The organism is Neorhizobium sp. DAR64872/K0K18 (genome assembly GCF_050500175.1).
GTDB lineage: Bacteria > Pseudomonadota > Alphaproteobacteria > Rhizobiales > Rhizobiaceae > Neorhizobium > Neorhizobium soli.
Map to the genome: position 1 here is coordinate 615,240 of NZ_CP191445.1, position 26,309 is coordinate 641,548.

The 26,309-nt window shown below is 59.3% G+C and carries 18 protein-coding genes; 10 read left to right on the top strand and 8 right to left on the bottom strand.

What is annotated here, in order from left to right; translation table 11 throughout:
• Window positions 1-1,138 precede the first annotated feature (1,138 nt).
• The 8 genes from ACQY1P_RS02770 (at window position 1,139) to ACQY1P_RS02805 (ending at window position 14,807) form a co-directional block, all read left to right on the top strand.
• Entirely contained in the window at window positions 1,139-3,157 is a 2,019-nt protein-coding gene (locus ACQY1P_RS02770) for a bifunctional diguanylate cyclase/phosphodiesterase (protein WP_430252780.1), read from the top strand.
• Between the two features lie 287 nt (window positions 3,158-3,444).
• The gene (locus tag ACQY1P_RS02775) at window positions 3,445-3,873 is read left to right on the top strand and encodes a YeeE/YedE family protein (RefSeq protein ID WP_062459130.1); all 429 of its coding nucleotides are present in this window, start codon (window positions 3,445-3,447) and stop codon (window positions 3,871-3,873) included.
• On the top strand, window positions 3,873-4,310 hold the full coding sequence (locus ACQY1P_RS02780; RefSeq protein ID WP_174197540.1) for a YeeE/YedE family protein: 438 nt from the start codon (window positions 3,873-3,875) through the stop codon (window positions 4,308-4,310). Before ACQY1P_RS02775 ends, ACQY1P_RS02780 begins: the two co-directional genes overlap by 1 nt.
• A 347-nt stretch (window positions 4,311-4,657) precedes the next feature.
• Window positions 4,658-6,277, top strand: a complete 1,620-nt coding sequence (locus tag ACQY1P_RS02785) for a TolC family protein (protein WP_430252782.1) — start codon at window positions 4,658-4,660, stop codon at window positions 6,275-6,277.
• A gap of 313 nt (window positions 6,278-6,590) precedes the next feature.
• A complete protein-coding gene (locus ACQY1P_RS02790) occupies window positions 6,591-9,587 on the top strand; it encodes a BapA/Bap/LapF family large adhesin (protein ID WP_430252784.1) in 2,997 nt (998 codons plus the stop codon).
• A gap of 89 nt (window positions 9,588-9,676) precedes the next feature.
• Window positions 9,677-11,884 (top strand): type I secretion system permease/ATPase, encoded by a 2,208-nt coding sequence (locus ACQY1P_RS02795; RefSeq protein ID WP_430252786.1) that lies wholly within the window; start codon window positions 9,677-9,679, stop codon window positions 11,882-11,884.
• A 4-nt stretch (window positions 11,885-11,888) separates the two neighbouring features.
• The gene (locus ACQY1P_RS02800) at window positions 11,889-13,088 is read left to right on the top strand and encodes an HlyD family efflux transporter periplasmic adaptor subunit (RefSeq protein WP_092662839.1); all 1,200 of its coding nucleotides are present in this window, start codon (window positions 11,889-11,891) and stop codon (window positions 13,086-13,088) included.
• 6 nt (window positions 13,089-13,094) lie between these two features.
• Window positions 13,095-14,807, top strand: a complete 1,713-nt coding sequence (locus ACQY1P_RS02805; RefSeq protein ID WP_325264622.1) for a hypothetical protein — start codon at window positions 13,095-13,097, stop codon at window positions 14,805-14,807.
• Window positions 14,808-14,904: 97 nt separating this feature from the next.
• Here the strand turns inward: ACQY1P_RS02805 and ACQY1P_RS02810 are convergent, their stop codons facing one another.
• The 7 genes from ACQY1P_RS02810 to ACQY1P_RS02840 all read right to left on the bottom strand — a co-directional run bounded on the left by ACQY1P_RS02810 (window position 14,905) and on the right by ACQY1P_RS02840 (window position 21,732).
• A complete protein-coding gene (locus ACQY1P_RS02810) occupies window positions 14,905-15,735 on the bottom strand; it encodes an inositol monophosphatase family protein (protein WP_430252788.1) in 831 nt (276 codons plus the stop codon).
• Window positions 15,732-16,562, bottom strand: coding sequence for a glycerophosphodiester phosphodiesterase family protein (locus tag ACQY1P_RS02815; RefSeq protein ID WP_430252790.1), 831 nt, complete (start codon window positions 16,560-16,562; stop codon window positions 15,732-15,734). Before ACQY1P_RS02815 ends, ACQY1P_RS02810 begins: the two co-directional genes overlap by 4 nt.
• Before the next feature lie 21 nt (window positions 16,563-16,583).
• Entirely contained in the window at window positions 16,584-17,414 is an 831-nt protein-coding gene (locus tag ACQY1P_RS02820; protein WP_430252792.1) for a glycerophosphodiester phosphodiesterase family protein, read from the bottom strand.
• Window positions 17,411-18,535 (bottom strand): ABC transporter ATP-binding protein, encoded by a 1,125-nt coding sequence (locus ACQY1P_RS02825; protein WP_430252794.1) that lies wholly within the window; start codon window positions 18,533-18,535, stop codon window positions 17,411-17,413. The genes ACQY1P_RS02820 and ACQY1P_RS02825 overlap by 4 nt, the downstream gene beginning before the upstream one ends.
• A 4-nt stretch (window positions 18,536-18,539) precedes the next feature.
• Complete coding sequence (locus ACQY1P_RS02830; protein WP_430252796.1) at window positions 18,540-19,457, bottom strand: ABC transporter permease subunit; 918 nt, start codon at window positions 19,455-19,457, stop codon at window positions 18,540-18,542.
• A 3-nt stretch (window positions 19,458-19,460) separates the two neighbouring features.
• Window positions 19,461-20,351: a carbohydrate ABC transporter permease gene (locus tag ACQY1P_RS02835; RefSeq protein WP_062459096.1), complete on the bottom strand. Its 891-nt coding sequence runs from the start codon at window positions 20,349-20,351 to the stop codon at window positions 19,461-19,463.
• Between the two features lie 70 nt (window positions 20,352-20,421).
• A complete protein-coding gene (locus tag ACQY1P_RS02840; protein ID WP_430252798.1) occupies window positions 20,422-21,732 on the bottom strand; it encodes an extracellular solute-binding protein in 1,311 nt (436 codons plus the stop codon).
• A 178-nt stretch (window positions 21,733-21,910) separates the two neighbouring features.
• On the opposite strand from ACQY1P_RS02840, the gene ACQY1P_RS02845 reads away from it, so the two are divergent.
• Window positions 21,911-23,071 carry an ROK family transcriptional regulator gene (locus tag ACQY1P_RS02845; RefSeq protein ID WP_430252800.1) on the top strand — a complete coding sequence of 387 codons (1,161 nt, stop codon included), beginning with the start codon at window positions 21,911-21,913 and terminating at the stop codon, window positions 23,069-23,071.
• A gap of 21 nt (window positions 23,072-23,092) precedes the next feature.
• On the opposite strand, the gene ACQY1P_RS02850 is transcribed toward ACQY1P_RS02845, so the two are convergent.
• A complete protein-coding gene (locus ACQY1P_RS02850) occupies window positions 23,093-25,168 on the bottom strand; it encodes a methyl-accepting chemotaxis protein (RefSeq protein ID WP_430252802.1) in 2,076 nt (691 codons plus the stop codon).
• Between the two features lie 729 nt (window positions 25,169-25,897).
• Here ACQY1P_RS02850 and ACQY1P_RS02855 point away from each other — a divergent pair.
• Window positions 25,898-26,278: a hypothetical protein gene (locus ACQY1P_RS02855; protein ID WP_184655869.1), complete on the top strand. Its 381-nt coding sequence runs from the start codon at window positions 25,898-25,900 to the stop codon at window positions 26,276-26,278.
• Window positions 26,279-26,309 lie beyond the last annotated feature (31 nt).

Below are 26,309 nucleotides of genomic sequence, written 5' to 3' on the forward strand. Positions count from 1 at the left end.
AGCAAGCAGCAAGGCAGCCCGAGGGTCAATCGCCGATCATTCAAGTGAAAATCTTTCACGAAGGAAGGCGTCCCACCGTCGTCGTATCGGCTTTTGGCAGTGGACGAGGCAGGCGGTTGCTCCCGGACTGATATCCCGAAGCAGCGTCACCGCCCCGGGGTTACTTCATTCCAGAACCGAACTTTTCCGAAGGCATTTCTGCAATCTCGGTGCTAGTGCGTAATTGAAGGCGAAGAGCCTGTCTCGCCGTAAACAGAGAAATCCTTGGACAGCCCACCTCATGCAGAGATGCGATGCCGGAGGACCGCTCCGACGAATTCGCTAGCGTGACGCCGAACAGCATTGAAAGCCTTCCAACCACGCGAGGAATTCGGACGGTTGTGTCAGTGCGCTGAAAGGACAGTGGCCAACATCGCGGTTTGCCTTCGCGGCGAGGGTTCCCTGATGGAAAGCCAACAGAAGTTGCTCCTTATCGACTCCAAGGTTTCCATCCTGTTCTTCGCGGACTGAGAAGTCATCGAAGACACTTTTGCATCGCGTAGCGAGCATGAGCCCATGCCTCCCATTGTTAAGTTGGAGGTCAAACTAGTCATCGGGCCTGAATGGTGACTGAATACCAGCTCCCGCAATTTCACACGACCAGAAGTTCCAAGAGCGCGCGACCGTTGTGTTGGACGCAGTTTGTGTGGCGGTAATTTCCGATTGGAAGCCTGCCAAACGGGGTCGGGCCGCGCGTGAATGGTCGATGGGTGTTGTCCAGGCAAAGGCTGGTAGGCAGTTCGCGCATGCCAGTTAACCCAGCGGATTTGTCCGGAGAATGCCTCGCGATAAGGCTCATTCCGCAACCGCTCTCCATACTCGTTAGTAGGAGGATGCCTGAGGAAGTCGTGCCGCTGTTTCGCCATTTAACGCAGACGTAACCACCTTACTTACCCGTGCTTTAATAGCCTCTGTTTTACCATCACGTAAAATAAGAGATGACGGTTGCGGGATGAAGATACAGTTTCAGAGTCAGTGGTTTCTACGATGGTGCCTGCCGGCTCTCGTTTCTTTGGTCGTCTGTGGTCTGCTTTTACTGAGTTTGAGTTGGGCGGCTGCTACAAGCGATGAGGTGGCCGCGGCAAGGCAGCGCGATCTCATGAAACTTACGGTCGCGAAACTGACGGCTGGCATTGCGCATGACCAGGAAAGCGCAACTGTCTGGGACGACGCCGTGAGGCATGCAACCAGTGGCGACCTGAAATGGATCGAGACGAACCTCGGTTCATGGATGCACAGCTATTTTGGGCATGATGGCGCCTTGGTCCTTCGACCGGACCTCTCTGTGCAATATCTGTTTTCATCCGAGACAGACTATTCCCCTACCCCTGATGATCTCCGCAACGCCTACTTGCCGCTCGCTAAAAAGCTTCAAGCGCGTCTACTTGCCGAAGATACCGAGGGTATCAGCGAACGGACGCTTTCGATTGGCGAAGCTGATCTGAGCTATGTCGGATTTCGACCTGCAATTGTCAGCATAAAGCCAATCGTTTCGGACACCGGTGATCTGGAACAGACGCCGGGCGAGGAAATGCTGCATGTGAGCATACGCTTTCTCGACGGCGATCTTCCTCTGGCCATCGGTACCGAATATGAGTTCGCCAAACTGGAGTTCACCTCTAAGCGGCCTCTGGAACGGAATGTTGCGTACGTGCCCTTGGTCGCACGAGACGGACAAGTCTTCGGATACTTCCGTTGGAACCCATTCCAACCCGGACAATATGTATTCGAAGCCACTGCCCCGGCCCTTTTTATCGCGTTTATTGCGCTTTTCGCTGGGACCAGTTTTTCTGGAGGTGCAATCTGGCGCCGCTCCGAGCGGCTGGCTGCGAGCCGCGCAGAACTGAAACATCAAGCCTCCCACGATGCCCTGACCGGGTTTGCAAACCGCGCTTACTTCAACGAGCAACTCAATCGTCAACTATCGAGCGGGCACGCCGAGGCTCTCCACTGTGTGTTGTTCGTTGATCTTGATCGCTTCAAGGCTGTCAACGATACGTTCGGTCACCCGGTTGGCGACAAGCTGATCTGCTTGGCAGCAAACCGGATGCGCGATCTCCTGCCGCAATCTCTTCTGGCGCGGGTGGGAGGCGACGAATTCACCATTCTGCTGGGAGAAAATGATGCCAGGAATGCTGAAGATCTCGCATCGAAAATTGTGCAGGCACTGCGGGCACCGTTCGAAATCGGAACGACGCATGTCGTCATTGGCGCAAGCGTCGGAGCAGCTCTAGCAACCGGCCCATGTGACCCCATCGAACTGACGCGCCAGGCTGATATCGCGCTTTATCATGCCAAAGCAGCCGGCAGGAATACCCATGCGGTGTTTGGTGAACATATGGACGAACTGCTACGCAGGCGCAGGGCGTTGGAAAGCGACCTCCGTTTTGCAGTCGAGACCAGGACCCAGCTCGAGACTTTTTATCAACCAGTCTTCAATGCGACCGACGGAAGCATTTGTTCTCTCGAAGCGCTTGCTCGGTGGAAGCACCCGACGATGGGCTACATAAGTCCCGACCAGTTCATTCCTCTGGCGGAGGACATCGGGTTGATCAACGACATCGGCGCCCTTGTGCTGGACAATGCATGCAGAACTCTCGCTGATCTTCCTGGCATCTCTATTGCGATCAACGCTTCGCCACTTGAGCTTAGTTCTCCCGGCTACAGTCTGCGGGTTTTGACGACCCTCGCAAACATGAACGTAAGCCCCGAGAGGCTTGAGATCGAGATGACCGAAACTGCAACTGCGGATAACACAATCGACCTGAAGCGAACCATAGCCATGCTGCGAAAAGCAGGCGTCCGGTTTGCCATAGATGACTTTGGAACCGGGTATTCTTCATTCTCGCGCGTGCAGAATATCGAGGTGGATCGCATCAAAATCGATAGGTCGTTTATCGGCGAAATGCACCAAAGCGGCAGCAGAGCCGTTGTTGTTGCGATGATTGGCATGGCCAGAGCGAAAGGGCTGAAGATAACGGCTGAAGGCGTTGAGACAATCGAGCAGCGTGCCGAACTTGAACGGCTTGGATGCGACGATCTTCAGGGCTTTCTGATGTCGCGACCTCTTCCTCGCCAGGACGTTGCAGCATACGTCTCCCGGATGGCTCGAACATGAAGGGGGCAGGTTACGCTGGGGCTTTGCATTGTGATGCCATGCCCCGGCAGGAAGACCCCACGCGCAGACTTAAACGCATGCGTCCACCGCTGCGTCATCGTAACGGAACTTGCTCGGCGTCGTTTCGGACGCGCTTACGGCCATCACGCGTTTAGCAGTACCGCGCTGCTGCTGCGTTGTCATTTGAGCGTGTAGGGACTGCGCGCCAGTTCCCCCTGGCCGAAGACAACGGCATTCATTATCTGAAGATATCGGTCAACGCGCTGTCGGCGCCAAGGAAACGACCCATGTCTGATCTCAGCTTTATCTGGCCGCTGTCCGGCGGCCTTCTGATTGGCCTTTCCGCCGCGATCTACCTGCTGCTGAACGGTCGGATAGCCGGAATTTCCGGTCTGGCCGCATCTGCTGTCGGATGGACAGGCAGTGGAATCAGTCCGCTCGGGGTCGGTTTTCTGGTTGGCATACTCGGTGGAGCTGCCGCCGCGTTTACCTTGTTACGGCACGCAGAGTTCGCGATCACCGCCTCGCCTCCCCTTCTTGTGGTAGGCGGGCTCCTGGTCGGCTTCGGGACGCGGCTTGGTTCCGGCTGCACCAGCGGCCACGGTGTTTGCGGACTGGCACGCCTATCGCCCCGGTCCATCGTCGCGACGGCAACGTTCATGATCGTGGCGGCAGCAACCGTCTTCATTACCCGACATTTGATGGGAGTGGCATGATGACCCAGCGCATTCTCGTCTCCATCGCCTGCGGAATTCTGTTCGGCATTGGCCTTGTCGTGTCCGACATGGTCAATCCTGCCCGTGTTCTGGCGTTCCTCGATGTGACCGGTAACTGGGATCCGTCGCTTGCTTTCGTGATGGGCGGGGCACTGATCCCGTCATCAATTGCCTATGCGATCCGGCGTCGTTGCCGCAAACCGGTCTTCGAAACCCAGTTCCATGTGCCGACGAGCCGCACGATCGACCGTCCGCTTGTCGCAGGCGCTGCACTGTTTGGTCTCGGCTGGGGCCTCGTCGGTCTATGCCCGGGTCCCGCAATCGCCTCTCTCGTTACAGGCCGCTGGGAAGCAGCACTGTTCGTCGCGGCCATGCTTGCCGGTATGTTTGTCCATCGCATGGTGTCGTCCCGACAGACTGTGGCAGCGCGGTCCTGATGGGACGGAGAGGGTAACTTCCGCAACCTCGATGGCATTCGAACCACCATCCCATGAACCATTGAAGGCAGTATAAGGGGTTCTTTACTCCCGCATTGTCGAGCATAGCATTTACCAGAAGCCAGTTTAGCTTCGCCCTCTCGTCCGGCCCGCGGCGCGGCCTTCTACCGCCCACTCCGACAACACAATCATCATGCTCCAGAGACTGACGAGATCTCAGTTAAGCAGTCATTAACCATCTTCAGACGTATATTAGAATTGCTTGAAATGCTTCGGCTTGGAAAGTAGTCGAGCGACGGTGATTTGTCTTTGCAGGTCCGTCTGGACGTGCGGGCTTGGGGGATACGATGAGCATGCTTTCCCGTGTTGTCCGGACGGCGATATTTGTGCCGCTCGCCTTCAGCGTTGCGTCTTGCGCGCAGACGCAGACGCAGACGCGGGCGCGGACGACATCGGTCGACAGTATCGCGACCGCATCAGTCCCGAGCTCTCGGCCAGCAGTGAAGGACCGGAACACGATTTTGACCATGCAGGCGGCCGTCCGGCGGGCGGTCGACTATCAGCCATCGATCATGCAGGCGGCGGGCGAACTCAACCAGCAAGGCGCGGCGATCCGGGATGCACGATCGGGATATTTTCCGTCGATCGGGGGCGGGATCGATGTCGGCAGGCGCAGCGCTTTCGGGAACGGTTTTCAGCCGGCCGCCACCGTGACGGCGTCGCAGATGATCTACGACTTCGGGAAAGTCTCCAGTCAGGTCGCCAGTGCCACGGCGACAGAGGAAACCCGGCGCGCCGAGTTCATTGCCGTGGTCGACAACGTGATCAGGGACACCGCGCTTGCGTCCCTCGAAACCCTGAGAAACCGCAGTCTCGCGGTTGTCGCGTCCGATCAGGTGCGCGACACGAAGGAAATACTCGAGCTCGTCAACGCGCGAACGGAACAGGGCGCCAGCACGAGATCGGACAAGCTTCAGGCCGAAGCGCGGGTGCAGATGGCCCAGACCACGGCACTGGAGATCAGGTCTCAGTCGGAGCGCTGGCAGGGCAGCATGGCGTCGCTGTTGGGTATGTCCGGGAAGATCAATCTCGGAGCGAGTATTCCCTCAGACCTCCCCAATGCCTGCTCTGCGAAAGAGCCCGATTGGGGTACGGTGCCGAGCGTCCGGGCGGCGGCATCGAAGAAGACGGCCGCCGAGGCCAATCTGCGGTTCAGCAAGGCCGATGTCCTGCCCACCCTGGCGCTTGAAGGCGGTAGCAGCATGGATCTGCTCGGAAATTCACCAGGCAGCCCGGACTATACGATCGGTCTGAAACTGACCGGCAAGCTTTACAATGGCGGCTCCTATAAGGCCCGGAGCGAAGCTGGCCAGTTCGCGGTTCAGTCCGCTGAGGCCGGCATCGCCAGTGCCAGGACAGGCGCGCAGCGGAGCTGGATGGAATCGCGCACGCAGCTGTCTGGAATGCGCGCTTTGCTCACGACACTCGCCTCGCGACAGACGCTGATGCGCGAAACCCGAGATCTTTATCAGAGGCAGTTCCTCGACCTGGGAACGCGGACTCTCCTCGATGTCTTGAATGCCGATCAGGAGCTACATGCCGCACGTTTCGACGCAATCAACATCCAGTTCGATGTCCATAAGCTGAATATCGAGTGTGCCTCCGCGGCAGGGCGCTTGCGGGACATCTTCAAGCTCGAAAAGAAGCCGGGCACGGCCGCGACCGTCGTGAACGGCGGCGCATCCAGGTCGGAGACGCCAATCGAAATGGCGGTCGCGATGCCTGCGCGACAAGCACTGCCGATAGAGGCAGGACCAGCTGCCGCAGAGAATGCCGAACGCGGAGCAGACGTTGAGACCGAGCTAAGCGAGGCGCTTGCCGTTTCGCTTCAAGCCTCCAGTATCGGCGCGGACGTTAAGGACAAGCGAAACCGGTTCGAAGAGCTTGCTTTGCGCGGCGCTCTCTAGCCCGCAGGGGTCAAATTCGTTTTTGTCCGCCTTTCATAAACGCAAATACGCTGACCGGCATTAACCCTGCATCAACCGTCCGATGCGAGAATTAGTTATCGCTAATTGATAACGTTCTAAAATTGAGCAAGTCTTATCCCAGAGTTTCTTGGTAGGATTGACAGCAATCGAGACACTGCCGGACCAGCCAGTTCGGTATTCAACATTTTGCCCGGCGCAGACCTTTGACGGTCCGTGTCATCGCATCTCGCTGCCCATCCGCCAGGTCCGTTCAGTTTCGCTGTGACGCTCACGGCCTTAAGAGGATGTATCCATGGTTGCCGTTGTAACGAATATCGCAAGTGGTGAAAGCATTACCGTCGCATCGGGCAACATCTCTGTCCGTGAACCAAGCGTTATTCAGCTTGAGGTCGGCCCGAAAGACATTGCTGCGACCATCCGTCAGGGCGACGATCTCGTCATCCGCCTGCAGAACGGTGAGGCGATCCGAGTTGCCGATTTCTACGCCAGCGGCCCTGGTGAAGCATCAAGCAAGCTGGTCCTGGTGGATGAGAACGGGGTCGTCTGGGATGGCAACCACACCGTCGGAGAAGCCGATTTCTCATTCACCGAGTCGGCCGGCGGCGACCAGTTGGTGGGTGGCGCTGAAGGTGGGGGCGATGCATCCATTCTCGGCCTTGCTGCACTCGGCGCGCTTGGAGCTGGAGGAATAGCTCTCGCTTCCGGAGGCGGCGGCGGTGGCGACGACAACGATGACTCGGACGCAGATGCTGACGCGGATGCAGATGCTGATGCCGATGCAGATGCCGATGCAGATGCGGATGCAGACGCCGATGCAGATGCAGACGCCGATGCGGATGCAGATGCCGACGCGGATGCGGATGCCGACGCGGATGCGGATGCAGATGCTGACGCCGATGCAGATGCCGACGCGGATGCTGACGCCGATGCGGATGCCGACGCGGATGCAGATGCAGACGCCGATGCCGATGCGGATGCGGACTCGGATGCCGATGCGGATGCCGATGCGGATGCCGACGCCGACGCGGATGCGGACGCGGATGCGGACGCGGATGCGGATGCCGACGCGGACGCGGATGCTGACGCCGATGCGGACGCGGATGCTGACGCCGATGCGGATGCAGACGCGGATGCCGATGCAGACGCAGACGCAGACGCAGACGCGGATGCCGATGCAGATGCCGATGCAGATGCCGATGCAGATGCAGATGCAGATGCAGATGCAGATGCAGATGCAGATGCTGATGCGGATGCAGACACAACCGCCTACGACAATACCGCCGTCGCGTCGATCAACCTTTCCCCCGTGGTGACCAACGTTGATATAGGTACCCAGACTTACGGCGTTGCCGTCAGCCTTGGTGGCTTGGATCTCCAGGTGCTTCCGAACGTCGAAACGATCGATTTCAACGTCGAGGAGGGCCATACACTCGATGCACGTTTTGAACTCGACGAGGGCCTAAGTCTCGGCGTTGTGTCCGATTATCAGGTGGTCATCCAACGATTTGACGGTGTCCAGTGGACCAACGTCACAGGCACCGGCACCGGCAATGCCACACTGCTGGACCTGCAGTTGCTGGATGGTGCACCGACAGTGAGCCTGGAGGATCTTGGACCGGGCCAGTACCGCGCCTTTATCGCCTATGACGGCTTGCTGGGTGCGGGCCTCGGAAGCGAGCTGACGATCACCGGGACGGATACCGACACAACCAGTATCGGCGCCATCGCCGTAGTTGCTGCCAGCGGCAACGTGATCACCGACGCAGGTATCGGCGGCGAAATCGACGCGGTCAATCCCGGCACCATCATTCAGAGCATCAATGCCACACCGGTGACCGCTGCAGGCGCAACCATCCAGGGAGATCACGGTACACTGGTCATCGGCCAGGATGGCAGCTACACCTACACCCCGAACCCCGATGCAGCCGGCATCGGACGGGTAGACTCCTTCGAATACACGATCTTCGATCCGCAAACCCAGGCGACTTCGACTGCGGAACTGCATGTCCAGATCGACAGCGAGGGACAAAACCTCACCTTCTCGACGATTGATCCAACGGCGGATGCGAGCCTTGGAATTGTCGCCACGGACGACGCTGGGTCGGCGACCGTCGTGACCACTCACCCGGTGACGGAGGCCGTGAACGCCGACTTCCTCGATGTCTCGTTGGGACTGTTTGGGGGAAGTGAAACGGGAACGTTCACGGTGGCCGCCGGATCCGTGGCAACGGTTCAGATCGGCGCGGACACAGACCAGCTTCTGGGTCTCCTCGGGACAACGACGATCGCCGTCGAAATGCAGCAGGCTGACCTCAGTTGGACGGTCGTCGAAACCAGCACAGGTGCCAATCTGGCCGAGCTTGCCGGTTTGCTTGGCGGCTCCACAGGCCTGGAACTGCAGGACCTGGACGCGGGCAACTACCGCGTTACGGTATCGCAGGATGGCGTGAACATCGGTGGCAACATCGACGTTCAGCTCGCCACGTCGACGAGTGACCTCGGAACGGTCATTTCCGATGGCGTAGTCGCGGCAGTCGGCAACGTTCTGGACGGTGATACGCTCGGCTCCAACTTCACCAACTTCCAGGTATCCAATGGGACAGTGTTTGTCGATCCGGCCGCCGCAGGTACCGTCATCGTGGGTGATCACGGCACGCTCAAAGTCTCTGCCGATGGCAGCTATTCCTATGAGCCGAACGACACACTCGGCCTTGATGGAATGACCGACAGCTTCACCTACCGTCTCGTTCATCCCAATGGAGAGGTCGTTGAAGCAGAGTTGACGATCCTCATCGACCAGGCCGAGCCCATCGCCGGAACGTCGATGATGATGGCGGCCGATACAGGCTCTGAAGCTTTGCAGCCGAGCATGCTGACGTCCGCGTTCGCAGACTTCGACCTCCTGGATCTCGATACCGGAAGTCACGGCCGTTTCGGCGATCTGACAGACGTCATCTCGCTGGATGGTGTGAGCACCGAACTCGGTGAGTTCATCGATCTCGGGAGCGTCAGCGTACTGCCGATCGACGTTGGCCTCCACGAACTTCTGAGCGGAGACCAGGGCCTTGTCGTGGACGGTGACCTTGATATCGGCGGGCTCGCCGGAGCCGACGGTGTTGCCGACCTGCCCGAGTTTGCCGGCAACCTCGTCCCCACGGTCTTGGAGGACACGACCGTGGACCTGCTGGACGGTTCGGCCGCAGACAGTGTGCTGCATGGCGGCTTGCTGGGGGAACTGTGGGCAGCCTGCTCGACGACGACGCTCTGCACCATGCCGGTACCTCAGTGATCTAGGCCTCAGTCGTGCTGCTGCCGGTTCTGCGGCAGCGGCACGACACCCGCTCGCCCGTCGTTTGCAGACGCTTGAAAGGCACGGCATTGACCCAAGCAACACCTCAGTTCGACGTCGTGCAGCAGAACCAGGCGGACGGCTGGATCGAAATGTTTGAGCAGGTTGCCCGGATTTACGGACTGGGCTTCTCGATCGAAGCGGCCCGCAAGGCTGCGGCGGCTTATTCGCTGGAAGACCAGGCGAAATACGTCCAGCGGCTCGCGCTAAAATTCGGGCTTCGTGTAAAGCTGGCTCAACCCAGTCTGGACATGATGACCAGCTGGAGGCTTCCCGTCATCGTGCAGCTCAAGGACGGGTCGGTTGCAACGGTTGTCGCCATCGATGCGCAACGCAATGGCGCGGTCGTCTTTGCCGGCGACAACGGTCTCAAAACGACGCTGGCGATCGATGTGCTGTGTGCCGAGGCAACGCTTGCGGCCATTCCCAGGCCGGCACGCTCCACACCTGACTCGAGGGTGGACACCTATATCGCCCCGCATGACGAAAGCTGGTTCAGACGGTTCGCGCTCGGTGACCTGCGCCCCTATGGCTATGTTCTGGTGGCATCACTGATCGCCAACGCGCTGTCACTCGCCGGCGTCATCTTTTCGATGCAGGTCTATGACCGCGTTGTCCCCGCCAACTCCATGAGCACCCTTTATGTGCTGTTTGCAGGCGTCATGCTCGCCGTGCTGTTCGACTTTGTCGTTCGCAAGATTAGAGGTTCGATCATCGATATCCTCGGCAAGCGCTGTGATCTGCGACTGTCCGACCTGATCTTCGGCCACGCGCTGCGTGTGAAAAACAGCGTCCGCCCAAGATCGACCGGAACATTCATCGCTCAGTTGCGGGATCTTGAGCAGGTCCGCGAGGTGTTCACCTCGACCACCGTTGCCGCGGTCGCGGACCTGCCGTTCTTCTTCCTGTTTCTGGTCATCTTCTGGTTCGTGGGCGGGATGCTGGTCGTCATTCCGGCGGTCGCACTCGTGCTGCTTGTCCTGCCCGGAATTCTATCACAACGAAGACTGCACCAGAGCGCCAGCGCTGCAATGCGCGAGGCATCACTCCGCAACGCGATCCTGGTAGAGAGCATTCAGGGCATCGAAGACATCAAGATGCTGCAGGCGGAGGAGCGCTTCCAGCAGAAATGGAATAACTACAACGCGGTCAATGCCGATGCCCAACTGAAGATGCGCGTTCTGACGTCGTCTCTGACCGGCTGGAGCCACAGCGTTCAGACGAGCGTTTACGCGTTCATCGTATTCTTCGGCGCACCGATCGTCATGGCTGGGGACATGACAACGGGTGCGCTTGTTGCCTGCTCCATTCTCGGTTCCAGGATGATGGCGCCGATGGCGCAGCTCACCCAGGTTCTCAGCCGTGTCCAGCAGGCAAAAATCGGGCTGAAGAGCCTTGACGCGATCATGCAGATGCCCGTCGACCATCCGGTCGCCGAGACACGCATCTCTATTTCCGCCATTGCCGGAACCTACGAGTTTCGATCGACCGCGTTCCACCACGCGGAGCCTGCCGGTAAACCGGCTCTGGTCTTGAGAAGCCTCAAGATCGCCGCCGGCGACAAGATTGCCGTACTGGGCAAGAACGGTGCAGGGAAATCGACTTTTCTGCAGGCGCTATCTGGGATGATCGAACCGAGTTCCGGCGAAGTCATGCTCGACAATATTGCGCTGAGACATATCGATCCGTCGGATCTGCGCCGTGACGTGGGGCTGCTGACCCAGAACTCCCGCCTGTTCCACGGGACCCTGAGGGAGAACGTTACGCTCGGTGCCTCCAACGCCTCCCAGTCCGCAATCCTCGACGCGCTATCGATTGTCGGTGCCGACGAATTTATCCGCGCTCTGCCAAAGGGACTCGACTACCCGTTGCAGGAGGGCGGCAACGGGCTGTCCGGCGGGCAGCTGCAGGCTCTCCTCCTCGCCCGCCTGCTGGTGCGCGATCCCAATGTCGTCCTCCTCGATGAGCCGACAGCCGCGATGGACGAGGCGACGGAGCGGTTGTTCATATCGCGCTTCCAGACCTGGTCGCGCGACAAGACGGTTGTCATCGCAACCCATCGCATGCGGGTTCTGGAACTGGTCGACAGGGTGATGGTGTTCGACAAGGGTCAGCTGGTGCTCAACGAGGCAAAGGCAGATGCGATGACGACGCTGAAGGGCATCAAGCCGCTCGCCCCAGAAAAAACAGTGCCACCCAAACTGGTTCCTGTTCACAACACGTCTGGCGGGATTTGAAGACATGGCAGAGATCTCGAGCGACAAGGCTTCGGACTACGGGTGGGCTTTCGGTGACGAGGACGATGTCCAGCTGTCAAAGGCAAAGACCGTCATTCTTTTGGCCATGATCCTCCTGACAATCGCGACGGTTTGGGCTTATTTCGCCATGCTTGAAGAGGTCTCCACCGGCGCGGGTCGTGTCGTTCCGATCAGGCGCGAACAGGTCGTCCAGTCGCTTGAGGGGGGCATCGTTTCGGAGCTCTTTGTTCGCGAAAACCAGATTGTAGAAACCGGCCAGCTTCTGGCGCAGCTGGATCCGACGATCACCGAATCGGATGTCGGTGAATCATCGGCCAAATACCGTGCCTCGCTTGCGGCCGCCGCACGCCTGACGGCCGAGATCAACCGGACAGCTTTGACCTTTCCGACCGAGCTGAATGCCTATCCGGACCTCATCCGTTCGGAAACCCAGCAATTCGAGGCGCGGACGACAAGCCTTGAACAGTCTCTGGAATGGATGGAACAAGCGATCGTACTGGCCAAACGCGAGCTGGAAATGAGCGAGTCGCTTGCCAAGATCGGCGCCGCCAGCAATGTCGAGATCATCCGGCTGAAGCGGGAATTGGTCGATCTTGAAATGAAGAAGGTCGATATCGCCGCCAAGCAGAACCTCAGCGCCCGCGAGGAACTCGCCAAGGCAAATTCCGACATCACATCGCTCTCCTCGACCATCAAGGGACGGTCCGACAGCCTGCAGCGCCTGACGCATCGCTCACCGGTTCGGGGCATCGTCAAGAATATCGAGGTGTCGACGATCGGTGGCGTCGTGCCGCCAAACGGCAAGCTGATGGATATCATCCCGCTCGACGACGAGTTGCTGATAGAAGCGCGTATATCGCCACGCGATATCGCCTTCATTCACCCCGATCAGCGCGCCAGCGTCAAGATCAGCGCCTATGACTACGCCGTCTATGGCGGGCTGGAGGGACGGGTAACTGCGATTTCCCCCGATACCATGCGCGACGAGGTCGATCCTAACACGTTCTATTACCGTGTGTTCGTGCAGACCACCACAGATGCGCTGGTGACCGCGCAAGGGACGCGCCTGCCGATCGTTCCGGGCATGGTGGCAACCGTCGATGTCAACACGGGCAGCAAGAGTGTGCTGGACTACTTGATCAAACCCTTCAACAAGGCGCGCGAGGCGCTGCGCGAGCGATAGGTGACCATGCCCGCAGAAACTTTCGGCCTTGCGCGGCTGGATCGCCTTCGAGACCCTGTTCGGCAGGTCATCCAACCACTCGACGCACCGCATCCGGCTTATGTGCTGTTTGTCTCGATCAGCGACGAAGACAGACGAGCGTCCGTTGCAACGGTCGGCGCCGACAGTTTTGACGCAGCTTGGCAAAAGGCTCTAATTGCCGCCGGCGACCTCCTGGACAGCCAGAGGCTCGACGGCCGTCTGTTGCGGATCGACTGGCCGGTGCGGATCGAGAAGATCACGGTCAAGACCCTCCACAAACAGCTTGGTCGCACCAAGAGAAACTACTTCCGGCTCGGACTGTCGCTCAACGACCAATTCGAAACCGCGTTCCTGGACAACGAACTGAACGCCAACGCCATGCTTTATGGTGGCAACAAGGTCGAGCACTGCGTTCTAAACGAACGAAACTTCGCGCTCTATGCGAAGACACGATTTGGAAAAGCGTTCGAAACGGATTTTGCCGAGGCGAGAGCGCTCTGGGCGTTTACAACGAGCGGTTTTTTTCTCGATGAGGAAGGCCGACACTACCGTCTTTGCGGCGAAGGTGCGGGAAGCGGTCAGCGTGAAGGTCAGCCGCTTGATCGTGCCATGCTCGATCGCCTGATCGACTCCTCATCCAGCTATCTTGCGTCTCAGGTCAAGCCGGACGGCGCGTTCGTCTACGGCTATCACCCGTGCTTCGACCGCGAGATCCGCACCTACAATGTCCTGCGCCATGCAAGCACGACCTATGCAATGATCGAAGCTTACGAGGTAACGAGGGATAGCAAGACGAGAGCGGCAATAGAGCGCTCGCTCGGGCAGCTGACCGGTCATCTTACCCGGATCGCAAGACTGCCTGATGGGGCCGAGGCCGCCTTTCTGATCGACGTCGGTTCGGAGATAAAGCTCGGCGGCAATGCCGTCTTCCTCCTGGCGCTCGCGAAATATACAAGTGTCATGAGCGATGATCGATATCTGCCGCTGATGGATAAGCTCGCCACCGGCATCGTTCATATGCAGGACGCAAAGACCGGTGAATTCCGCCACGTCCTGCTTTACCCGGACCTTTCCACCAAGGCCGAGTTCCGCACTGTCTATTACGACGGCGAGGCCGCCTTCGCGCTGATGCGCCTTTATGCGCTCACCCGCGATATCCGCTGGATCAGCGCTGTTGAAAAAGCTTTCGAGCATTTCCTGCGCCGGAACTACACTCAATATCACGACCACTGGCTGGGTTATTGCGCCAACGAACTGACGCTGTTTCGGCCGGAGGAACGCTATTTCCGCTTCTGCGTCGAAAATGTCAGCACCTATCTCGATTTTGTCGCCAATCGCATAACCACCTTTCCGACACTGCTGGAACTGATGATGGCAACCCGGCAGGCGCTGTCGCGGATTGCTGACCACCCGGATCTGGTTCCGCTCCTCGGCGAGATCGACCTTGCAGCGTTCGAGGTAGCGCTCGAGAAACGCGCTCATTACCTGCTGAACGGTCATTTCTACCCGGAGGTGGCGATGTTCATGCGCAACCCAAGGCGGATCATGGGTTCGTTCTACATCCGCCACCACGCGTTTCGCGTAAGGATCGACGATGTGGAACACTATCTGTCCGGGCTGATCGCCTATCGCGCGTATCTGAACGAGAAAGAGGCGTTCAAATCGCTGGTCTCTCGGCAAGAAGGAGCCGGTTCATAGTAGGGCTCAGCAAGGGCGATCGCTGTAAAGAGTTGAGTTTAGACAATGTCTGCCACCACCTCTATAAACTGTTGACCATGCGCGGACGGGTCACGTTTCAATCGATAGTAAGCGCTTCAACGAGGGCATTCCAGGACACCCTGTCAGGAGCAACCAACAGACGACCAACCTTCAGGGTCGGCCTGTAGGCGTCGCCCGTAAGAGTTGCTGCATAGCCACCTGCTTCCGTGTGAATTAAAACACCCGCAGCATGGTCCCATGGCTTCAAACTCTCGTTGAGGCAGAAGCTCATCGCACCTGTCGCCAGCATTCGATATTCCCAGGCCGAGCAGCGCCATGTCGTCACGCGCAGGAACTTCAAGACGCGCGGCGCGAGTTGTGCGCGCATGTCCGGTTCAAACATATGCAGCGGAATGAAGCCGTGCATTTCGTCGATCGGTGTCGGTGTTGCAGCAGTAAGGCGGGTGTGGGTTCCGTCTTCGGAGACATGCCAGGCGCCCTCGCACGGCCGCGCGACGAGGAAATCGCCCAAAACCGGATAGTGGATGATGCCGGCGATGGTTTTTCCGCCGGAAACGATGGCAAGAATGCTGCCGAACATCGGCGTGCCATGGGCGAAATGCCAAGTACCGTCGACCGGATCGATGACACCAGCCAGATCCGCATCGGCAAGACGCGACAGGATGGAGGCATCGTCTGAGACGGCTTCCTCACCGATGATCTCGATCCCGGGAAACCTCGCGGCCAGTCGCTCGCTCAGCACGCGCTCGGCCGCGATATCGGCGTCGGTCACGATATCGTCGGCGGCCGTCTTGGCACGGATGGCATCGGCCGTAATGGCGCGAAAACGCGGCAGGATTTCAGCCTGCGCCACCTCGTGCATATCGTTCATCAGCCCCGCCAGGAGCTCGTCGCTGACGGCCTTCATGTGCGGCGCTCCGCGAGATAGGCCTTCAGTTCTTCCGGCCTATCGGTCTGGAAGACGCTGATGCCTGCATCCATCAACCGGCCCCAGATGCTATCTGGATCGATCAGCGCCTTGTCGTCGCGCCATTCGCCGCTGCCGACCTGGTCGAGCGTGTTGACCCACAGGGCCATATTGGCACCGAGGAAACGCTGACGGTTGGCAGAGATCGTATCGAGATGATCGAAGTGAATTTCGCACATGAACGGCTGGATCTCGCCGAGCAGAGCCATCGTGGTGTCGAACCCGCTCGCCGTGAACTTTGTCATGGCCATGAACGGGACGCCGTCGATCTTCTGGGCGCGGACCCAATTCAGATCGTCGCGGGTCATCACCGTCGTCTTCAGGTCGACAAAAGATGCAGCCCTCATCTCGCGGGCGCAGGCGGCAACTTCCGAAAACAGGTCGCGATCCTTGAGGTCGAGGTCTGCAAAGATCCGGCCGCGGATGATTTCCAAAGCCTGTTTTAGCGTCGGGATCCGCTGATCCGTCGTCGCGCGGTGTTCACCGCCATCGTCCTCGCGCAGCGCGATCGCCTGCAGTTCGGCAATGGTGAACGTCTCCGCATCGCGGTCGATGCCGGCCATGCGCAGCAGCGTGTCGTCATGCATGATGAAGAGTTCGCCATCGGCGCTCTTGCGAATGTCGAGTTCCACGATATTGGCACCGACCGCGATGGCACGCTCGATGGCGGCCAGGCTGTTTTCCGGTGCGCCACGCCATGCGCCGCGATGGGCGACGATGGCGGGATCACGGTTCCGGTCGGCGATATAGTCTACATAGTGCGTCATGTGGGTTTCCTTAGAGCGTATTCAGGCGCGGCGGGCCGAGAGATAGGATTTGAGAGCCGCCGCCTCGTCGGTCTGGATCACCGAGATGCCGGCATCGATCAGCCGCCCCCAGACAGCATCGGGATCGACAAGTGCTGCGGTGTCGGTGAAGCCGGCGCAGGCGATGCTGTCGAGGGTGTTGACCCAGAGCGCCATGCCGGTGTTTCGGGTCAGCGGCTTCAGCGCTTGAAGCTCTTCGAGAGCATCGAAATAGATCTCGCAGACCGCGGGTGACAATTCCTGCAGCAACGCCAGCTGCCTTTGCGCATCAGGAACGTTGAGCCGGGTCTTGGCCAGGAAAAGCACATCATGGGGAAGGATCGTCTGGCGGATCCAGGCAAGGTCGTCGCTACTTTCCAGCGATGCCCAAAAATCGACCTGACTGTCGACACCCATGGACTTGGCGAGAGCTATGACATCCGGGATCACCGCGCGATCCTTGACGTCGAGATGCAGGAAGATGCGCCCGCGGGTCAGCTCGAACACGTCGCTGAGGCTCGACAGTTTTTCCAACGTGACGCTGTTGTCCTTGCCCCCATCGCGGTCGCGCAGACGAAGGGCTGCAAGCTCGCCTGAAGTCAGCGTCTCCGGCCTCTGATCGAGGCCGGTCATGCGCTCCAACGTGTCGTCATGCAGCAAGAACAGACCACCATCGGCCGAACGGCAGATATCGATCTCGACGACATCGTAGCCTGCGGATATCGCCTGTTCGATGGCGGCCAAGCTGTTCTCCGGCGCTGCTCGCCAGATGCCCCTGTGCGCAACCACCGCACAATCGCGCGTCCGGTCGGCAATAAATTCCCTGTAGCTCACTGGTATTCTTTCACAGATGCCGATCGCACCTCGGCAAAGGCTTTGGGAATGGCGCGGCCGGTATCAGCATCGAAGAGATGCAGGCGCGCCTGGGGGAACGAGAGCTGCAGCGTCTGGGTCGTATCGAACTCGACACCGAAGGGCATGGCGATCCGCAGGTTCTGCTCGGCGATCGTCGTCTCCAGGATCTCATGAGATCCGAGATCTTCGCGGTAGCGGATCTCGGTCCTGATCGACCCGCCAGCGCCGACGGTGATATCTTCCGGGCGAATTCCGAGCTGGAAATCCCCCTTGCGCGCGAAATCCGCGACGACCTGGCCATCGGCAAGCCGCAGATGGGAACCATCGCCCGTGACGCGAAGAACGTTCATCGGCGGCGACCCGATGAATTTGGCAACGAAGACGGACGCCGGATTGTGGTAGATCGCCTTCGGCGTATCGAACTGCTCGATGCGCCCCTTGTTGAGGATAAGGATGCGATCGGCAAGCGTCATCGCTTCCACCTGGTCATGGGTGACGAAGACGCTGGTCGCGCCAATGCGACGATGCAGCTCGGTCAGTTCGACGCGCATGTCGTGTCGCAGCTGCGCATCGAGGTTGGACAGCGGCTCATCAAACAGCAACACGCCTGGTTCCCGGATGATGGCGCGGCCGATCGCGACACGCTGGCGCTGGCCGCCCGAGAGTTGACTGGGCTTGCGGGCGAGGTAATCGGCAAGCCCAAGCATCGTCGCGACAGTGCCGACGCGTTCAGCCCTCTCGGCCTTGGAGACACCGGCAACCTTTAGGCTATAGGCCATGTTTTCCGCAACCGTCATATGCGGATAGAGCGCGTAATTCTGGAACACCATGGCGCAGCCGCGATGTTTCGGCTCCAGATCCTGCACCTCACGCCCGCCGATGACGATTTTGCCGCCCGATACCCTTTCGAGGCCCGCGATCATCTGCAAAAGCGTCGACTTGCCGCAACCGGACGGGCCGAGCACGACGGTAAATTCTCCGGGGCGCAGCGAGACGTCGATGGGCGGGATGATGACGTTCTTGGCATCATACGACTTGGTGACGCCGATGAGCTCGATCTCGGCTGCCGCGGCGCGAATGGCTGTGTCGATAGCGATCATGGGATCATTTCTCCGAGAGAACGAGGCCCTGGACGAGAAAGCGCTGCAAAAGAGCGATCATCGTGAGGGGGACAAGGGAGACGAGCACGGCGCCGGCCATGATCATCGGAAAATCAGGCACCCAGCCGTCTGCATCAGGCACGAGGCGGGCAAGGCCGACCACGGCGGTCTGCATATCCGGCGTCGAAGCGCCGACCAGCGGCCAGAGATATTGGGTCCAGCCGCTGAGAAAGGTCAGCACGAACAGCGAGGCAAAGCTGGTGCGCGCAAGCGGCAGAAGGATATCAAACAGGAACCGGATCGGCCCTGCCCCATCCATGCGCGCCGCCTTGAACAGATCCTTCGGCAGCGTCATGAAAAACTGGCGGAACAGGAATGTGCCGGTGCCGTGTGCAACCAGGGGCGCGGTCAGGCCGAAATGCGTATCGAGGATGCTCAGTTCGAGATGGACCGGCGAGCCGAAAGCGGTTTCAATCAAGCCGTTGAGGCCTGTGACATCCAGAATAGCATTGAGCGGCGAGAAGATGTTCGATGCGACCTGATAGGTGGTGATGACGCGGATATCGAGTGGCAGCATGATCGTTGCGAGGATCAGTGCGAAGGCGACACCTGCCCAGCGGATGCGGAAATAGACAATCGCATAGGCCGACAGGAACGACAGCACGCAGGTCGCGAGCCCATTGGAAAAGGCCACGATCACGCTGTTGAGCATCTGGATCGGGATGTTCGTCTCGTGGATGACCTTGCTCATATTGGCGATGAGCTCTGTGCCCGGAAGCCAGGCCAGCCCGCTGCGCAGCATGTATTCGTAGGATTGCGAGGCTGTCGACAGCGTCAGATATAGCGGGCCGACGATATCGAGGATGCCGATGGCGAGCAGGATGCTGGCCGCGATATTGATGGAGCGGGCGTTCTCGACCATGGCTCAGCGCTCGTAGTTGATGCGCCGGCCGAGGAAGAAGAACTGGCAGGCTGCGAGAAGAAGGACGAAGACCATCAGGATGGCCGTCTGGGTGGAGGCGCCGGAGAGATCGAAGCCGCGGAAGCCGTCGACATAGATCTTGTAGACCAGCAGCGTGGTTGCACCGCCAGGACCGCCGCCTGTGATAGTGTCGATCAGGGCAAAGACGGAGGTGATGCTCTCGGTAAATTCGAGGACGAAGGTCAGGAACAGATGCGGCATGATCAGCGGCAGCTGCACGTCGATGATACGCCGCCACGGGCCGGCACCGTCCATCGCGGCTGCTTGGTACATGGTATGGGGGATCGAGCGCAGGCCGGCCAGAAGGATGACGAAGTTGAACGGTATGCCGCTCCAGACATGCGCGCCGACGAGCGTGATGAAGGCATCCGTGCCATCAATGCCCGGGTTCCAGAGGCCCGGAAACAGCGCATTGAGAGGCGCCATCAGCCCGACGAAGGGATTGAAGATGAAGGCGAAGACGACACCGATCGAGGCCCCGGCAACGCCCTTCGGCCAGACGAGAATGTTGCGCGCGGTATAGGAAAGCCCGATCTTGCGATCGGCCGCAATCGCCAGCATCAGCGGCACGACGACCGCAAGCGACGACGCCGTCAGCATGAAGACGACCGTACGGCCGGTGGCGGCCCAAAATTCGGGATCGCTCAGCACGCGCTGAAAGTTCTGCAGGCCGACAAATTCGGAAGTGCCGCCAAAGGGCTGCTCCAGGAAAAACGACCAGTAGAAGGCCTGGAAGACGGGCACGTAAAAGAACAGCACGATCAGGAGCATCAGCGGCGCCACGAACAGAAGCGGCAGCCAGCGATGGCCAAACAGGGACGATTCCGACTTCATGGCGTAAGCTCCGGAACAGAGGGATGGCATGGGGCGCGAGCCGCCCCATGCTGTGAAAGATGAAGAGAGCTCAGGGAAGCTTCTTGCCCTTGTAGGTCTGCTCGAAACGGCGGAGGAGCTGGTCGCCGCGCTTCTTGGTGTTGTCGAGAGCGACCTGCATGGTCTGCTGACCGGAAAACGCCTTCTGGGTTTCTTCCATGAAGACTTCACGGAACTGCACGTAGAAGCCGAGGCGGATGCCGCGGGTATCCGGCGTCCCGGGCTGGTTCATGGATTCGACACCGAGCTTGGCGGTCGCGTATTTGGGCGAGTTCGCCTCGTCGCTTTTGGCAATTGCATCAAGAACGTCGGTCGTGACAGGCACGTAGCCCGTGTTGGCCGTGAAGAACATCTGCTGTTCGGGCATGCGGAGGAAGTCGAGGAAAGCCTTGGCGGCCTCGATCTCGGCCTTGTCGTGGCCCTTCATGACATAGATGGATGCACCGCCGACGAAGGTGTTGTGGCGCTGAAAGCCTTCGTACATCGGGGCCATCGAAACGGTCAGCTGGTACTTGCCGTCGAAGGCCTTGGAAGCCGCAGCATAGGAACCGGAGGACTGTTCCATCATCGCGCATTCACCGGCATTGAAGGCTGCGGTGTAATTGCCGGCCTTGGTGTCGGCAGCCAGACGGACGAGGCCTTCCTTGCGCCACTCGACCAGGTTGGCGAGATGCTTGGCGGCAAACGTCGTGTTGATGAGGTATTCCGCATCAAGCCCGTCATACCCGTTGTGCTTGGTCGCAATCGGCAGGCCATGGCGGGCGGAGAACTGCTCGAGGACACGCCAGGTGTCGCCATCGGTGACGAACGGGCACGCGTGGCCCGCAGCCTTCAGCTTGCGAGCGGCTTCAATAATGCCTTCCCAGGTCGTCGGCGTCTCGGTGATGCCGGCTTTCTCCAGCTCGGTCTTGTTCGTGTAGAACAACAGCGTCGAAGCGTTGTAGGGCTGGGCGAAAAGCTTGCCGGTGGAGGTTTCGTAATAGGTGCGGGCACCGGCGATATAGCTGTCCCACTTCACCTCGGGCATCAGATCCTGGATAGGCTCGACGGCATCCGAGAGCATCAGGTCGAGCGTACCGGCATCGAAGAACTGGATGAGAACCGGATGGTTCTTGGCGCGGTAAGCGGCGATCGCCTTCTGCATGGAGACTTCGTAGGAGCCCTGGCCGACGCAGGTGACCTTATGCTCACTCTGCGAGCTGTTGAAGGCCTCGCACTGAGCCTTGATCGCAGTTTCGACCGGGCCGGTATTGCCATACCAGAATTCGAAATTGGTTGCCTGAGCGGACCCGGCACCCGCCATAACGGCAGCCACAGCCGCCAGAGTGAACTTGTTCATCATCGCCCTTGCCCCTTGCGTAACCGAGCCCCGCCCGGTCTTCGTGGCGGTTTATTACGCTTTGAGTGTAACAACTACGTGACGACGGTCCGGGCTTGAAATCTCATTCCGCGGCTTCTAAAATAAGCCGTGTTGCAGATGGAGACATCGCGATTATTACACCCGTTCAGTGGATTGGCGCGTGCTAGGCAAATACATCCCCGAGGCCTTGATCGCCTCTCGCTTTCTTCGAGCAAACGAGACAGCGGTCGTTTCCTCAAACGAGCGCCGTCTGCTGCAACTGATCTGGCGAAATCCCGGCATCTCCCGCTCCGAAATCACCGCCCATATCGATCTTACCCAGCAGTCCGTTCACCGGATCCTCGATCACCTGGCTGCGCGCAACATCATCCGCCTCGGTTCGGCAAGGCCCGGCCTGGGGCGCGGCCAACCCAGCCCGATGCTGCACCTGAATGGTGCCCATGCCTATGCCTGCGGCATCTCGGTCAATACCGACATCATCGGCATCTGCCTGATCGATCTGGCCGGCGCGATTCTTGGCGAGCGGGAAGTGCCGCTGCGCGAGACCACGATGGAGCAGGCGCTTCAACTGGTGAAACAGCAGGTCATCGATCTGCAGCGCCAGAACAGCCTGGCTGAGGACGACCTATTCGGCGTCGGCTTTGCGATTGCCGGCTATCATGTCGATGGCACGCGTCACAATGCACCGCTGCCGCTGCACGAATGGTCGATGATCGAGCTTGGCCCCATCATCACCGATCTATTCGATCGGCCTGCCTGGGTGATCAACGGCGGCAAATCCGGTGCCATCGCCGAATCGATGTTCGGGATCGGCCGTTTCATCCGGCATTTCGCCTATCTGAGCTTCAACTATGGCTTCGGCGGCGGCGTGATTATCGACGGAGAGTTGCTGCAAGGAGGAAGGGGCAATGCCGGCGAGTTTTCCGGCCTCTATGACGAAGTCGAGACGGACCGCCGGCCGGCGTTGCAACATCTGATCGACAGGATCAATCGGAATGGAGTCCATGTACCATCCATCCACTTTATGCGCCGCCATTTCGATCGTGACTGGCCTGGCGTGTCGGACTGGGTGGAAGACGTAACGCCGGCCTATATCCGCCTCGTCAATGCCATTCGCGCCACACTGGACCCTCAAGCAATCGTCTTCGGCGGCGAGATCCCGGCCCAGCTGGCATTGATGCTGATCGAACGGACAAAGATCTTCGATCGGCCCCGTTACGGCGCCCATCGGGGTGGACCGAAGCTCATTGTGTCGGAGATACCGAGCGACGCAGCCGCCATGGGAGCAGCGATCCTGCCCTTTCGGCGGATGTTTTACTAGCTTCCGCGAACCTCGTTTCAATCACGCAGCGCGGTCTACCCCACGCGCGTGAGTGTCACGCGAAGACGTTTCCACCGCGAGCTGGAACATGCCCACAAGACCGCGTAGGCGTTGCGCCTCGTTCATGAGCAGTGCGCTTGCCGCATTGTTTTCCTCGACCATCGCGGCATTTTGCTGTGTTCCGTGATCGAGCATGTTGACGGCCATGTTGATTTCGTTGAGGCCGACGGATTGTTCGCGAGCCGAAAGGGCAATCGCTTCGACTTGCGTGGTGATCGCTTCCACGCGGCCGGTGATTTCGGTCAGTCCTTCGCCGGTCTCACGGACGCAGCGAACGCCGTCTAGAACCTCGCGGTCAGACGTCTGGATCAGTTGCTTAATTTCTCGTGCGGCTTCCGCCGACCGTCCTGCCAGAGCGCGGACCTCCTGGGCAACCACCGCAAATCCTCGTCCTGCCTCCCCCGCTCTTGCCGCCTCGACCCCGGCGTTGAGAGCCAGAAGATTGGTCTGGAAGGCGATCTCGTCGATCACGCTGATGATTCCGCCGATTTTGGTCGACGAGATCTCGATGCGAGCCATGGCTTTCAACGCATTTGAAACGAGCACTGCTGTGCTTTCACTCGCGGCATTGGTGTCGCTGGCAATACGATGGGCGTCTTGCGATCGGCGCGACGCGTTGCCGACATTGGCAGTGATCTGTTCGAGCGCTGCCGCGGTCTCTTCGAGCGATGCGGCCTGGTGCTCGGTGCGGCGGGACAGATCGTCGGCGCTCGAGGCGATCTCGCGGCTTCCCCCCTCGATGGAAATGCTTGCATGGGCGATCGAGCTCATGACATCGGCCAACTGGGCGACTGTTGCATTGAGATCGCGGCGCAGATTTTCGAAGTCCGGCGCAAATGGCTCGGTCAGTTCGAAAGCGAGATCGCCGCTTGCCAAACGCCGCAGCCCTTCGGCGAGACCTCCGGTTGCATGGCTCAAGCGTGCCCTTGCCTCGATCTCTGCTTCCCGTTGCAGGCGGACGCGTTCACCTTCCGCGTTGGCCCGTGCGGTCGCTGCTTCTTCTTCCAAACGACGGTTGGCGATCGCCGCCTCCCGAAACGTGTCCAGCGCGCCAGCCATGGCACCGAATTCGCTGCGAGATCCAAACGACGGGATCGCAAGATCCGTCTGTCCCTCGGCGAGTTTACCCATGGCACCGGTCATCGCCGCGACTGGCCGCGTAATGGACCGGCCGATAATCCAGACGCCGCCACCAAGCCCGACGATCGCCAGCAGAACCAGGCCGGCGACGACGGTAAGGTTGCGAGACGCGACTCTTTCATTTTCCACGAGGATAGTCTCGCGCTCCGTTTCGTAAGCTGTGCTGACAGCCTGCACCTGCGGCTCTAACGCAAGGTAGGCAGCTGCAACATCCTTGCGGGTCTCTGCTTCCCCAATGCTGGCTTCGGCGTAAAAGCGAAATGCCGATCGGTAAATTTCCAGGCCATCGAGCACCCGGCTGCGCTGCGCGCCTGGGCGGAAGGCGTTTTTCACAAGCGTCGCGAATGTCTCAGCCTCCTCTGTGTGTTTTTGCAGATATGAGGCATCGCCACGCAGTATGAAGTCTTTCTCATGACGCCGCAGCATCAACATGCTGGCGCGAATAGCGGTATCGTCGACGGAGTCCAGACGTCCCTCGATCGAATGAACCGCCGAGCGCATGGCGCCCTGCAAGCCATTGTCCTGATCGAGACCAAGGTCCTGATTGTTCTTCACAAGCGTATCAAACGCTGCTTCGTAGGCAGTCAGGCCAATGCTCAGTTGGTCGAGTTGGGCTGCGAGTTCAGGAGTGGCGGAACGACGAAGGCTCGCCAGCACGCCACGACCTTCGGAAACGGCTGCCTTGAACTTGTCCGTGCTGGCCATCTCTTTTTCGAGCAGGAATGCCTGCTGGAACATGTAGCTGGCGCTCACGCTGGCCGACAGGCTTGCAACGTCGGCTTTGCTCTCGGCAAGCGCATCTGCAGCGGCACGATATCCGTGCTCGACGTGGCGCTGACCGATAAAGATGGCGCAGATCGTGATGATACCGACGAGCGCCATCGCCGCCAGGAGCATGACGCGCTGCGAGATTCGAAGATTGGCGAAGAGCAAAGGCTTAGACCTCAAAGGCAAGAAAACAGCGGCATCAATGCCCTTCGGCTCTTAAGCAAATGTCTACGGAGTGTGAATTTACTGTGACATAACCGCGTGCGTGCCGGTGCGGCGCAGCTCACTTGCCCCCTCGGCTAGATTGCGGAAGAGGGCTTCAGCACACTGAAGCTGTGATCATTGTGGAGTGCGATAACACCCTCGTATTCAAGGGCATAGAGAGCGTTGAGTAGCTCGTGCCTGGAAAACTTCACTTCCGTCGGCGTGTTTGCGATCGTGCGAAACCGGATCTGCGACGGCGGCCTCAGCCGCAATCGTCGCAATAGATCCGATAGAGCATGCACAACTTCGAGATGGGTTCTCAACGACCGGGTCTCCAGGTAACACTCTCGATCAACGCAACACGCGCCGAAGCGACAATGCTGTCTCCAGCTATCCCTGGTCTATTTCAGTTTTGTGACGCGGCTTGAGGAATAAGATGGCCTTGCCCAAGCAGTCGTCTGCGTAATCCTGGCCGGGCGTCCCCTGATGGACTTGAGAGCCATGATGGCTGCCCTGTGTGCGATCCTGACACGAGGTCTGTCCGATCCAGTTTGACACCAGGCCGGGCAGTCGTCAGGATCAATTTGCCCTGAACGACATTCGCACACCGTCGTCATCGGAACCGAACTTTCATCCGAAAAAGGAATCGTCCTCATGGGCAAGAAACTGAACAAGGTCTACGAGGCGCTCGTCAGTGGCGCAGCCGACGGTCTAACCGGCAAAGAACTCTATGCTCATGTCGTAGACGAATGCCCGAAGACATCGAGCAAACGCATTGTCAAAGCCTCCCTGTTTGCGTTGTCCGACCCGGACATCAAGGAGAGGGGTCTGCTGGAAGCGATCTACGCGCTTGCTATCGACTATCGCCTGTCCTCGCTGGGGGTCGATGAAGAAACTCAGGACGCAGATGAGGAAAACAGTCCGGCTCCACTTGTTTCACAGGAGCTGAGAAACCGGCTCGAAAGCACGGTCTCGATTATTCCGGCCATTCGAGAGGACGCGACATTACCGGAACCGTCTAAAGGCATCCATTGAGTGCAGATAGGCACCGCTCAATCCGACGCAC

What these genes read in the sequence shown, in the direction of transcription:
- ACQY1P_RS02770 (WP_430252780.1), top strand. Translation starts at nt 1,139, where the DNA reads ATGAAACTTACGGTCGCGAAACTGACGGCTGGCATTGCGCATGACCAG.
- ACQY1P_RS02775 (WP_062459130.1), top strand. Translation starts at nt 3,445, where the DNA reads ATGTCTGATCTCAGCTTTATCTGGCCGCTGTCCGGCGGCCTTCTGATT.
- ACQY1P_RS02780 (WP_174197540.1), top strand. Translation starts at nt 3,873, where the DNA reads ATGACCCAGCGCATTCTCGTCTCCATCGCCTGCGGAATTCTGTTCGGC.
- ACQY1P_RS02785 (WP_430252782.1), top strand. Translation starts at nt 4,658, where the DNA reads ATGAGCATGCTTTCCCGTGTTGTCCGGACGGCGATATTTGTGCCGCTC.
- ACQY1P_RS02790 (WP_430252784.1), top strand. Translation starts at nt 6,591, where the DNA reads ATGGTTGCCGTTGTAACGAATATCGCAAGTGGTGAAAGCATTACCGTC.
- ACQY1P_RS02800 (WP_092662839.1), top strand. Translation starts at nt 11,889, where the DNA reads ATGGCAGAGATCTCGAGCGACAAGGCTTCGGACTACGGGTGGGCTTTC.
- ACQY1P_RS02805 (WP_325264622.1), top strand. Translation starts at nt 13,095, where the DNA reads ATGCCCGCAGAAACTTTCGGCCTTGCGCGGCTGGATCGCCTTCGAGAC.
- ACQY1P_RS02810 (WP_430252788.1), bottom strand. Translation starts at nt 15,735, where the DNA reads ATGAAGGCCGTCAGCGACGAGCTCCTGGCGGGGCTGATGAACGATATG.
- ACQY1P_RS02815 (WP_430252790.1), bottom strand. Translation starts at nt 16,562, where the DNA reads ATGACGCACTATGTAGACTATATCGCCGACCGGAACCGTGATCCCGCC.
- ACQY1P_RS02825 (WP_430252794.1), bottom strand. Translation starts at nt 18,535, where the DNA reads ATGATCGCTATCGACACAGCCATTCGCGCCGCGGCAGCCGAGATCGAG.
- ACQY1P_RS02830 (WP_430252796.1), bottom strand. Translation starts at nt 19,457, where the DNA reads ATGGTCGAGAACGCCCGCTCCATCAATATCGCGGCCAGCATCCTGCTC.
- ACQY1P_RS02835 (WP_062459096.1), bottom strand. Translation starts at nt 20,351, where the DNA reads ATGAAGTCGGAATCGTCCCTGTTTGGCCATCGCTGGCTGCCGCTTCTG.
- ACQY1P_RS02840 (WP_430252798.1), bottom strand. Translation starts at nt 21,732, where the DNA reads ATGATGAACAAGTTCACTCTGGCGGCTGTGGCTGCCGTTATGGCGGGT.
- ACQY1P_RS02850 (WP_430252802.1), bottom strand. Translation starts at nt 25,168, where the DNA reads ATGCTCCTGGCGGCGATGGCGCTCGTCGGTATCATCACGATCTGCGCC.
- ACQY1P_RS02855 (WP_184655869.1), top strand. Translation starts at nt 25,898, where the DNA reads ATGGGCAAGAAACTGAACAAGGTCTACGAGGCGCTCGTCAGTGGCGCA.